General features: G+C 44.9%; 9 protein-coding genes. All 9 read left to right on the forward strand.

Features of this window, described 5'->3' with window-relative positions; all coding sequences use genetic code 11:
• Positions 1 to 9: 9 nt before the first annotated feature.
• The 9 genes from J4N40_RS09010 to J4N40_RS09050 all read left to right on the forward strand — a co-directional run bounded on the left by J4N40_RS09010 (position 10) and on the right by J4N40_RS09050 (position 11,236).
• Positions 10 to 390, forward strand: a complete 381-nt coding sequence (locus J4N40_RS09010; protein WP_005377636.1) for an Hpt domain-containing protein — start codon at positions 10 to 12, stop codon at positions 388 to 390.
• Between the two features lie 307 nt (positions 391 to 697).
• A complete protein-coding gene (locus tag J4N40_RS09015; protein WP_065274521.1) occupies positions 698 to 2,224 on the forward strand; it encodes a sigma-54-dependent transcriptional regulator in 1,527 nt (508 codons plus the stop codon).
• Positions 2,199 to 3,269, forward strand: a complete 1,071-nt coding sequence (locus J4N40_RS09020; RefSeq protein WP_250654192.1) for a glycosyltransferase family 4 protein — start codon at positions 2,199 to 2,201, stop codon at positions 3,267 to 3,269. Before J4N40_RS09015 ends, J4N40_RS09020 begins: the two co-directional genes overlap by 26 nt.
• A 144-nt stretch (positions 3,270 to 3,413) precedes the next feature.
• The gene (locus J4N40_RS09025; protein WP_213961988.1) at positions 3,414 to 4,598 is read left to right on the forward strand and encodes a glycosyltransferase; all 1,185 of its coding nucleotides are present in this window, start codon (positions 3,414 to 3,416) and stop codon (positions 4,596 to 4,598) included.
• 11 nt (positions 4,599 to 4,609) lie between these two features.
• Positions 4,610 to 5,782, forward strand: coding sequence for a glycosyltransferase (locus J4N40_RS09030; protein WP_005377641.1), 1,173 nt, complete (start codon positions 4,610 to 4,612; stop codon positions 5,780 to 5,782).
• Entirely contained in the window at positions 5,775 to 7,205 is a 1,431-nt protein-coding gene (locus J4N40_RS09035) for a lipopolysaccharide biosynthesis protein (RefSeq protein ID WP_053303086.1), read from the forward strand. Before J4N40_RS09030 ends, J4N40_RS09035 begins: the two co-directional genes overlap by 8 nt.
• Positions 7,202 to 8,566: an O-antigen ligase family protein gene (locus J4N40_RS09040; RefSeq protein WP_054576902.1), complete on the forward strand. Its 1,365-nt coding sequence runs from the start codon at positions 7,202 to 7,204 to the stop codon at positions 8,564 to 8,566. The genes J4N40_RS09035 and J4N40_RS09040 overlap by 4 nt, the downstream gene beginning before the upstream one ends.
• Before the next feature lie 115 nt (positions 8,567 to 8,681).
• Positions 8,682 to 9,806 carry a glycosyltransferase gene (locus J4N40_RS09045; RefSeq protein ID WP_053303088.1) on the forward strand — a complete coding sequence of 375 codons (1,125 nt, stop codon included), beginning with the start codon at positions 8,682 to 8,684 and terminating at the stop codon, positions 9,804 to 9,806.
• A complete protein-coding gene (locus J4N40_RS09050) occupies positions 9,803 to 11,236 on the forward strand; it encodes a GumC family protein (RefSeq protein ID WP_005377649.1) in 1,434 nt (477 codons plus the stop codon). The genes J4N40_RS09045 and J4N40_RS09050 overlap by 4 nt, the downstream gene beginning before the upstream one ends.
• Positions 11,237 to 11,383 lie beyond the last annotated feature (147 nt).

Here is an 11,383-nt window from a genome sequence, read left to right on the forward strand (position 1 = left end):
AGCGCTATTATGACGATAAATAATACATTGACTATCGAGCAAGAATTAGTGGATGAGCATATTCTTCAGCAAATGATCAAAGATACGTGCGCCGAAATCATCCCTACCTTGATTGATCACTATGTCGAAGAGTCACGCGATCGCATGGAGAAAATAGAGCAAGCATTAAGCACAAAAGACCTTCAAACATTAGAGTTCGAGGTTCACACACTGGGCAGTTCTGCTCTCGCTTTAGGCAATCGAACGCTTTCAAGACAAGCAAGAATGATTGAGAAGTACTGTGTCGAAGGAAAAATACCAAAAGCATTGGAGCTTTGTGAAACACTTCCGCAACTCGCCAATGAATCGTTTGATGCGTTAGAAAAGCGAAAAGCTCAAGGGTTTGAGTAGTATCAGTGTCTTACTCCCTAGCGAAGCATCGCGTTTGATAAAGCGCGATGCCGACATCATCTCAGAAATTTAGGCTCCAAATTCAATCACCCTCGCCAAGCCACACACCTTTAAATTATTTGGGTATACTTAATCAATTAAAAAGTATGGATTTTTCGCAAATTTCCTACCTTGTGCTAATACTTAAATAACGCTTTTCTCAAATTGAGAATTTTCAGCACTAGAGAGCTATAAACCACTCATAATGCCAAATAGTAGTGCTGACAAAAATCATAAAAAATGAAACAAACTACGTTGGGATGGGACTATGAGACCAAGGGTGTTACTGGTAGAGGACTCTACTTCACTAGCCATACTTTATAAGCAGTATGTGAAAGACGAACCTTATGACATTTTTCATGTCGAGACAGGTCGCGAAGCGATTCAATTTATTGAAAGAAGCAAACCTCAGCTCATCATTCTCGATTTGAAACTGCCCGACATGTCTGGCGAAGACGTGTTGGATTGGATCAACCAGAATGACATTCCTACGTCCGTTATTATTGCTACGGCACACGGCAGCGTCGACTTAGCCGTTAATCTAATTCAAAAAGGTGCGGAAGATTTCTTAGAAAAGCCCATAAACGCTGATCGCCTAAAAACATCAGTCGCATTGCACCTCAAACGCGCCAAATTGGAAGATTTGGTGGAAAATATTCAGTCCAAGTTTGATCGCCACAACTATCACGGATTCATCGGTTCAAGCCTCCCGATGCAGGCGGTATACAAGACCATTGATGCTGTTGCGCCAACTTCTGCCAGTGTGTTTATTGTGGGAGAAAGCGGCACAGGTAAAGAAGTTTGTGCTGAAGCCGTCCACCGCCAGAGCGACCGTAAAGACAAGCCTTTTATTGCAATTAACTGTGGGGCTATTCCACGAGATTTGATGGAAAGTGAGATTTTTGGTCACGTTAAAGGGGCCTTTACTGGAGCAACAACAGATCGAAAAGGTGCGGCGACGCTGGCACATGGTGGTACGCTTTTTCTTGATGAGCTGTGTGAAATGGAACTTGAGATGCAAAAGAAGTTGCTCCGTTTTCTACAAACGGGCACTTACACCCCTCTTGGTGGCACTCGAGAAATGAAAGTAGATGTGAGAATCATTTGTGCCACTAACCGAGATCCATTAACAGAAGTAGAAGAAGGTCGTTTTCGTGAAGACTTATACTACCGTGTGCACGTTATACCTATCGATATGCCCCCATTACGTGAACGAGGAAGTGACATCGTCACGCTTGCCAAGCACTTCTTGACCACTTACGCCAAACAGGACAAAAAGAAATTCTCAACAATCGACAGTGAAGCTCAACATATCATCAAGCATTACGAATGGCCGGGTAATGTAAGGCAACTACAAAACATCATACGTAACATTGTGGTGCTTAATAACGACGAAAAAGTCACGGTGAGCCACCTACCCGCTCAACTTACTAAAAAGTCTAAAGTGACGAAAACAACGACGCCTGCGCATGTTGCTCAAGAGTCAACAAACATTGCACCAATCACACCACCACCTGTTTATACTGAGGAACTTTCACCTTCTGCGGTCGAACCGTCGATTACCGCAGCGGAGCTGCCTGGTACACCGTCCTCTGCTGCTACCTCACCGTACTTTAACGCTGATGGAACCATTCGTCCTATGTGGCAAGTAGAGCGTGAAGCAATTCAAAACGCAATCGCGTACTGTGATGGCAACGTCCTCAACGCCGCTGTCATGCTGGAGTTAAGCCCATCTACGGTTTACCGAAAAAAACAAGCGTGGGAAGCGGATGAAATTAATCTCGAACAATCTTGATAAACCTGCCATTGGTGAAATTTGGATCTTGCTTGATAGCCGTCTATTCGGCGGCATTGAAAGTCACGTTATCGAGCTAGCTCGGGGATTAATCGCCTTTGGAAACAAAGCTCGAGTTGTGCTAACCACTGAGTATTCGCCAGCCGCTCAGATTGTACAGAAGGCAAAAGAAGCCGCGATCCCTGTGAGTTACTTAAACTATTTGTCTGGCGAGCCCAATAAAGCTTTAAAAATTAAGCACCTAACAAGCGCCGTCGCCAATCACCAACCCTCAGTGGTTCACTCCCATGGTTATAAAGCGTCGATTTTGTCGCGCTGCGCCAAACTGCTCACCCGAACGTTTCCTCGTTTGATTTCAACTTATCATGCTGGTGAATCGTCCTCAGGGGAGCTATGGCTATACGATTGGCTTGATAGAAGCTCAGGCAGCCTATCTGACCATTGCTTTGCTGTCAGTCCAAGTATTCAGCGCAAAGTTTTTTGTTCTTCAGAACTGCTGAATAACTTTGTTTCGATTCCCAACAGTCAACTCAACTATCAGGAAATCGCTTTTGTCGGCCGATTGAGTCAGGAAAAAGGCGCCGATCAATTTATTGAGGTAGCGAGGGTCTGTCCAACATTACAGTTTAGTGTGTACGGTGATGGCCCAGAAAAAGAGTCGCTTAATCAAACTGCCCCTTCAAATGTGACTTTCTTCGGCCATCAAACCGATATGGAAGGTGTTTGGGAAAATATCAGCGTACTTATTATCTCTTCTCGTTATGAGGGTCTTCCAATGGCGGCGCTTGAAGCCATGTCGAGAGGCATTGCCGTGATGAGCTTACGTGTAGGTCGTCTTCCAGATATTATCCAAACGGGTAAAAATGGTTTTATCGTCGAAGACATTCCCTCTCTTGCTAAATGTCTTCATGACTGGATGTCGATTGGTGAAGCGCAACAATCACTCATTCGCCAGAATGCTCGACAAACCATCATTGATGATTTCTCAGCGCAAAGTGTGATTCCCGTATTGCTACAAAAATATCAAATTGAAACGGATCACTAATCCATATTGGTTCTCAATATGAGAATGATGAGTTCCAAACATAAATATCATATAAGATTCAATCATATAAACTAATGGCATATTTTGGCATCTCTATTGCAGCTCAGCAGTTAACGCAGATTAATGATGAGACAGAGGTGACTTATGACTACGCCAAAACGCATTCTATATGTTCATTATGGTGATAATTGGATTCGCGGCAGTGAAGTGGTGCTTCTGGATCTCATTTCAGGAATCGACCGCAATAAGTTTGAGCCATTCGTATGGTCAAACTGCCAACCATTAATCGATAAGTGCCATTCGCTCGGAATTGAAGCGGAACATTCATCCTTCAATTTGGTTGGTGGTTGGAGCGCTCCACGCTGGGATATTAGCGGGTGGAATAGCCTTATCAAACAAGGCTCAGCATTGATCGAAAAGCACAACATCGACTTGGTACACGTCAATAGCGGCGGCCCTTGTCAATGGATGTGTTTGGCTGCTCGCATGAATCATATACCACTTGTCACGCAACTTCATTGCCATTATACATTGCGCGATCGCTTCTCTCTCGGACTTCACCTCTCTCCAAAATTGATTTGCGTTAGCAAAGATGTTGGACGCGAAATTCTTCAGGACGGCTACCCACAAAACCAACTTCATGTCGTACACAACGGCGTGTCACTTCAAGGCGTGGATACACCCATCGACATTAAAGATCGCCTCGGAATCCCATCACAGGCCTTTACCTTTCTGTCGGTGGGTTCGCTGATTAAGCGCAAAGGGTTCGACCGCCTTATTCGCGCAATGCGCATGCACAACTACCACCACAACAACCCTCACCTTGTTATTGTTGGTGACGGCGAAGAAAGAGAAGCATTGCAACAGCTTGCCGCGGATCTTGGTATCCAAGAGCGAGTGCACTTTGTCGGGGAGCAACACAATGCCGGAGAGTGGATGTGTGGTAATGCAGACGCTTTTATTAGCGGCGCCTATGAAGAGGCCTTTGGTCTCGTGCTCGGGGAAGCGGCTTTAGCTCAACTGCCTATCGTGGCTCCTAAAACGGGAGGCATTCCTGAGTTGTTCGAGCATAATCACTCTGCATTGCTGTACCAGAACAGTGGAATGGCGAGCCTGTTAAACGCGATTCAACAAGTCATGCAAGACGCGGCATTAAGAAACAAGCTGGCGGAAAACGCTTACCTACATGCTAGCCAGAACTTAACGACGACTGCATCTATCAACGCTATTGAACGTATTTACGAAGGTGAACTTAATAACAACGCCATTACACCAATGCCAATGACTCACTGCATGAAGCCTCTTTCACGCTGGTTGAGCATCAATTGAGGAGCCCGGTCATGAAACGTGTATTGATGTTCGACGCCATCCCAATGCAAGGTGGATCCAAAATCGCGAATGCAGAGCTCCTTAAGCAGTGCGATAAGCTGAACGTGATTGGTTATCTACTCACTACAAATCCAGAGCATTGGGCGTCACTGCTTAGTGATACACCGCGTGTGCAAGTTATAAAAATAAAACCATCACCATTTAACTCGACTCATGGACTGACCTACTGGTTGATGAACGCTTACTACTTTCTCCAACTTCTCTACGCGTGCATGAAGCTGCCAAAAATAGATAGCTTTTTGGGCCTATCTTGCCCAAGTAATGATATGCCTTTGTACTTACTACGATTAATTAGCAAAAAGCCTGTGGTACAGATGGTTCATGGCCCTATTGGACGATCGAGATCTGCTGGCTACTGCTTAGTAAAAGCATCGGCAATTTACTACTTGGCAAACACCCGCGAATCAATGGTAGAAGCATTACAGGCCTACCTCAAAACAGAGAAGCCAGCCACCGAACGCTATTGGTGTGGTTTGAATACATCTACGTTTGTTAATGGATTATCGAAAGATCGCTGGCCAAAACAAGCGAATCCGATTTCAAGCCGCGTTTTCTGGGCAGCTAGCTTACTAAAATGGAAGAACATCGATCTTTTGCTTGATGCTTTAACACTTGATGAGTCGAAAAAGATCAAATCCACCGTGTGTTACATCAAACCTAACGTGGCAGGTGTGGAATATTCAACACCGGACTTCAACACACAAGGTGTTGAATGGCATGAGTGCCCAAACAACTTAGATGAATTGCGTTCACAGTGTGGTGTGTTTGTTTCCACCAGTCTCAACGAACCTTTTGGGTTATCTATTTTGGAAGCGCTCGCTGCAGGTATGTGTGTCGTCATTCCACATGATGATAGTTATTGGGACCGCGTGTTAACTCACGGCCGAAATTGTATTAAATACACGCCTAACAATGTGGCTTCGTTACACAACGCAATTCGCCTTTTGAATGAATCGCCGTGGATGAAAGTAACGATGGGTATCGAAGCACTCAATGTTTCTCAACTATACACAGCCGAACGTTGTTATTTGCCAATCGCCCAGCACCTTGCTGCCGAAATTGCTACCAACAATGATTGCACACTCAAGACACCGCGAGACATCAAAGGATATGATCATGTCTAAAGCAATGACCAACATGACGCTATTTGCTATCGCCTTAGTGATCAATAAAAGCATCAGCCTAATCATGCTGCCTGTATTGCCCCACTTTCTCTCACCAGAACAAATGGGCAAGCTTGAGCTTCTAACAACCTTTGGTGTTGTTACGACCTTATTCGTCAGTTTCGCTTTGCATGAAGCGCTTTATCGATTCGTCGGCGTTGAAAAGGATAAAAATACGCGCACAAGCCTACTAAACCAGCTGTACTCACTTGCTTTACTCATCGCTGGCGTCGTCGCTCTTAGCTTGCTCACTATCATTTTAATCGCCCCCATTCCCGCGCCTTTTACGCGAGTCGAATTTGCTATTGTTATGTTTGCCATCGTTCTAGAAGGCAGTATTGCAATCGGCACTGCCTGGTTAAGAACACAAGACGACAAAGCAAGAACACTGCTTAACGTCATGGTCACTACCACCATTTTTCAGGTCATTTTTATCGTCGCGGCGCTGTCTGTTCATCCCCATGTTATTTCTGTTTTGTGGGGGGGCTTGTTGGCTGCTATTACTCAATTTGTTTGGCTGCACATCGTTAACCGTTACAATGTCACCCTTCCTAAGCTGACATTGGCAAAACAATACCTAAACTACTGCCTACCAATGATGATGGCTGGATTGGTTGCGTTCTGCCTCAATGGCGCTGAGCGCTGGTTCATTGGTGCCAACACTTCTCTTGCGACGTTAGGGATTTACGCGATAGCGGTAAAATTTGCAGTGGGCATGTGTATTTTAGTGCAGCCATTTGGCATGTGGTGGATGCCACGTCGATTTAACTACTTAGAAGGGCGCAAGAACACTGAAGCAGTGCGCATCACACACCTAGGTATGATTTACATCACAGGTTTGAGTGTAGTGGTCGGCACATTAGCAATGGTGATGATCACCTACTTACTGCCAGAAACCTATCATGAGGCGGTACTATTTAGCTTATTCTTGCTGCCTATCGCCATGTTAAAAGAATGGAGTGAATTGATTAACATCTCCATTTTGTACAAGCGTCGTACTCGCTGGCTACTGGGTATAAATGTCGTCTCTGCGTGCGTTGCGATTGCTTTGCTGTTTGGCTTATCTTCTCTGGGCATTTATGGGGTATTCATTGCGCTTTATTACGCACAACTGTGTAAGTTGGGCCTGACTTATGTAGTAAGCCAACAATGTATGACGTTGCCTTTTCACCTCAGTCTGATGGTTTTATTACAGATTATATCCGGTGTGGCACTGTTCCTGCTTCACTCTTCACAATCAATAGGCATCGCCATCGCAATTTGCATTTTGACATGCAGTTTGCTGGCATGGATAGCCACTCGCTACGTGAGTAAAGAGACGCTAAATGCTCTCACTCGATACATAGTGAAAAGGCGTGGACAGGTGAAGAGATACTCGTTATGAATGAAACCAAGGTGAGAACAAAACAGTCCATCGCAGCACTGACGATCACTGTCTGTATCGGCCTGCTTTGGATTGTTATACCTCATCCCATTTTGATTGTTGCGTTGTGTTTCGCACCACTCGCGTTACTGTTTGTTCTCAATCAAACGTTTTGGCTTGTCACACTGTTCGTTATTTTTTCATTCTTTCGTATTCACGAAGCCTTTCCTGTTATCTATAACTTCAAGATCCCATTACTCTTATCACTGGGGGCACTCGCCGCACTCGCTTTTCACCTTCTTATAAGCCGCCAGATTACAGCTTTTTGGCACCCTTCATTAAAGTGGCTGTGTATATTTTGGGGTCTGGTGATCATCGGAATCATATTCGCTTCCAGTCGTGATATCGCAATAACGGTGTTCAAAAATACCTATTGGAAAATCATCATTATGACGTTGGCCATCACCTGGCTTATTACTAAACCTTCACAGCTCGCTCAGATGTCAAAAGCAATTATTTTCGCCGGATTATTGATTGGCTTAGTGGCATTACAAAACGCTGCGAATGGCATTGATTTAGTCGAAGGAACACGCGTGTCAATAGGACGATCCATAGGTTCAGTACTTGGCGATCCTAACGATTTGGCACTAGTGCTGATGTTTCCCCTTGCCTTTACCGTTAGTCAATTGATGGAGAAGCATTCCCCCAAGCATCTCAGGCTCTTTGCCCTTATCACCTGTTTGGTTTTGTTCTTTGCGATCATTGAGACGCAGAGCCGCGGTGGGTTACTAGGTTCACTGTCTGTATTTGCCTACTTTGCTTTTAAACACATCAAAAGCAAAACATTAGTCTTGGTACTAGGCGCCATCGCAGCGATCGTACTCTACGCATTCGCTGGTATTTCAGGACGAGAATCGGGGGGAGCCGCTGAGGATGGTATAGATGCCTCTGCGATGGGGCGACTTTATGCGTGGGAAGCGGCATTTAAAATGGCGCTGCATCACCCGTTGACTGGCGTAGGTCTAGATAACTTCTACTTTAATTACTATTTCTATAGCCCACACTGGGATGGTATCAACCACGCCGTCCATAGTACTTGGTTTGGCGTGTTAGCAGAAACGGGTTTTGTCGGGCTCGCGGTGTTCATTACTTTAATTGTGTCATTGATCCGCACCTCTTTGCATTCCATCTCATTGCTGACACCAAAATCAGATTACACCCTCTCTGTAGGAGCAAACGCCGTGTTAAGTGGGCTTATCGGTACCATCGTATCAGGCACGTTTCTGACTCAAGGTTTCACTTGGCCAATTTACATTCTAGCGGCATTAACAGTTGTCGTTAGCCGAATTGTTCAAAGTGACTGTCAAAATGAGAAATACTAGTTTCAAACATAAACAAAACCCATAAATCACTGTTTTAAAATGGCTAATTCCTTGGCACGCATTGTGATTACTCACTTAATTAGTAATCAAATAACCAAGACTCAAGGAGAGCCACATGACGGACATCGTAGTATTTGGAGAAGATTTTGGTGGGTTACCCTCTTCCACTCAGCATATTGTCAAGCGACTAGCAGCGAACCATCGCATCCTTTGGGTGAACTCCATTGGCCTTCGTCAACCTAAGCTGGATTCTAAAGACATAAAGCGTGCGTTAAACAAATTCACTCGTGTATTTCATAACGTAGGCTCACACAAGCCAACATTGGACTCTGAAACAAACCCAAACATTCACATCATCAACTTGCTCACCATTCCTGCCCCTAATTCTGCATTAGCAAGAAAAGTGGCCGCTAAGATGATGAAACACCAACTCAACAAACAATTACAAGCTCTTGGTTTTGATAAGCCTGTATTTTGGACGTCGCTCCCGACTGCTGCCGATGTTTGTGCAGAAATGAACCCACGTGGACTGATTTACTATTGTGGCGATGACTTTAGCGCTTTAGCTGGTGTTGACCACGACACGGTAACAAAGCACGAACGTACTCTTGTTAATGCGGCCAACGTTATCTTTACGGCAAGCGATACGCTCTCCACCAAGTTTCCATCACATAAAACCGTCACTTTGCCTCATGGTGTCAACGTTAGTCTGTTTTCTGAGCCAGCACCGAAGGCCAAAGACTTGCCTGACAACGGCCGCAAAGTGCTGGGCTTTTATGGTAGTTTGTCTGAATGGTTAGATTACGACTTAATTGCCCAAGTCGCAGACCAAGCACCTGACTGGGATCTGGTTTTCATCGGCCCCAACGAACTCAGTGACAATCCGCTACCTCAAAGAAGTAACGTTTACTATCTCGGCCCAAGAGCTCATCACACTTTGCCAAGCTACTCTCAACACTGGGACGCAAGCTGGTTGCCCTTTGTTAATAACGCTCAAATCAAAGCGTGTAACCCCCTCAAGCTTCTTGAGTATTTGGCAACGGGAACCCCCGTTATTAGCACGTCGTTTCCTGCATTAATGCCGTACAAGCATATGCTCCACATAGTTCAAAATGTCGAAGATGTATGCGCCAGTCTCGATCACCTGATCCCACCCCCGGCAAACTCAAAGCAATATGTTCAACAGCAAAGCTGGGAAGCAAGAGCCAACCAAGTTGAGAAATTAGTGAGGACGCTATGAACGATTTGAGAGAGAACCTTAGTGTATTACTACATGGCGCTTGGCGACGTCGTTACATGATCGTTATCCCTATGCTTGTCTTGCCTGTGCTGGGTTTCATCGTAAGTAAACTGGTTCCGACGACTTATGTTGCTCATACCAGCATGCTTATTCAAGAGACAGCGAAAATGAACCCGTTCCTTCAAGACCTTGCCGTCTCAACAATGCTTAAAGACCGATTGAGCGCACTCAGTACTCTGCTAAAAAGCCGACACGTTTTGTATTCTGTCGCAAAAGAACAATCGCTGATCAATGACGAGATGAGTGCAAAAGAGCAAGAGTTCATCATAAAAGATCTTGCGTCGCGCCTGTCTGTTCAGCCACTCGGTAAAGACTTCATTCAAATTCAATTGCAAAGTGGTAAATCAGAAGGAATGGAGTCGATGCTGCTCTCTGTCAGAGAGCATTTTGTCGAACAGCTTTTGGCTCCTGAGCGTTCTTCGATTAAAGATTCGAGTCATTTTTTGACTATCCATATCAACAAACGCAGGGAAGAACTAGACAAGGCTGAACAAGCTTTTGCAGAGTATAAAAATACTTACTCAGACGCGACACCCGAAATGCAAGCTCAAAGCCTTACTCGCCTTGCTAGCCTCAAACAAACGCTAGCCGAAAAGGAGGCGGAGCTTGCTGGTGTTTCACGAAGTCTAGGCAGTTTGGATCAACAACTATCCAAAACGAACCCGGTTATCGGTAAACTGGAAGAGCAAATCATCGACATTCGTAGTGAACTTACCCTGCTTCGCGCTAAATACACAGAGGCGCATAGTTTGGTGCAAGGTAAGTTGCGAGAATTAAACCGGTTGGAGCAGGAACGCTCGGTACTCTTGAACTCTAAACAACCAGAACTAAACAGTGCTCAACTATGGGATATCGCGAGCAATACCACAGTAAACAGTCTTGGCGAAGCACAGCCTCTACTTGTCTCCCAACTACATCAATTACAAATGATGCGCGGACGTTTTGAAGCACTTACGGAAGAAACCAACAGCTTGCGAGACATGATCCAAGAATTAGAGCGAAATGCGCACCAATTTGGGAGCACAGCAACAGAAATCAACCGCTTAGCTCGTGACGTCGCAGTGAAGAGAGAAATGTATGATGAACTCGTCGAACGCTATGAGATGGCCCAACTAACGGGTTCTTTGGGAGAGTTTGAAGAGAATAAGCGCGTAAAAATCATTGATGAACCGTTCACGCCAACGATTCCAACTAACTTACCTAGTTTTGTATTTGTCATTTTAGGATTTATTGGTGGCGCTGGTTTAGGCATTGGATTAGCGACGATACTAGAGTTAGCCGATAACTCTATCCGCTCTAAAAGAGCATTAGAAAAACACCTTGGTGTTCCTGTCATCACCACTTTACCTAACGTAGTGTACGGAAACTAACCGCCATAAGAACTCATTTACAAGCACTCGGTCGGCGAGTGCTTTTCTTTTACTACTGCCTTATACAGCCTCATAGCATGTCCACTAATATGAATCTCAAATTGAGAATAAACATAAAGCCTCACAAACATCAATATTAACTTATTG

The organism is Vibrio sp. SCSIO 43097, assembly GCF_023650755.1.
GTDB classification, from domain to species: Bacteria; Pseudomonadota; Gammaproteobacteria; order Enterobacterales; family Vibrionaceae; genus Vibrio; species Vibrio alginolyticus.

Bases quoted from the DNA above. Each gene is read 5' to 3' on its own strand.
- J4N40_RS09010 (WP_005377636.1), top strand. From the start codon at position 10: ATGACGATAAATAATACATTGACTATCGAGCAAGAATTAGTGGATGAG.
- J4N40_RS09015 (WP_065274521.1), top strand. From the start codon at position 698: ATGAGACCAAGGGTGTTACTGGTAGAGGACTCTACTTCACTAGCCATA.
- J4N40_RS09020 (WP_250654192.1), top strand. From the start codon at position 2,199: ATGAAATTAATCTCGAACAATCTTGATAAACCTGCCATTGGTGAAATT.
- J4N40_RS09025 (WP_213961988.1), top strand. From the start codon at position 3,414: ATGACTACGCCAAAACGCATTCTATATGTTCATTATGGTGATAATTGG.
- J4N40_RS09030 (WP_005377641.1), top strand. From the start codon at position 4,610: ATGAAACGTGTATTGATGTTCGACGCCATCCCAATGCAAGGTGGATCC.
- J4N40_RS09035 (WP_053303086.1), top strand. From the start codon at position 5,775: ATGTCTAAAGCAATGACCAACATGACGCTATTTGCTATCGCCTTAGTG.
- J4N40_RS09040 (WP_054576902.1), top strand. From the start codon at position 7,202: ATGAATGAAACCAAGGTGAGAACAAAACAGTCCATCGCAGCACTGACG.
- J4N40_RS09045 (WP_053303088.1), top strand. From the start codon at position 8,682: ATGACGGACATCGTAGTATTTGGAGAAGATTTTGGTGGGTTACCCTCT.
- J4N40_RS09050 (WP_005377649.1), top strand. From the start codon at position 9,803: ATGAACGATTTGAGAGAGAACCTTAGTGTATTACTACATGGCGCTTGG.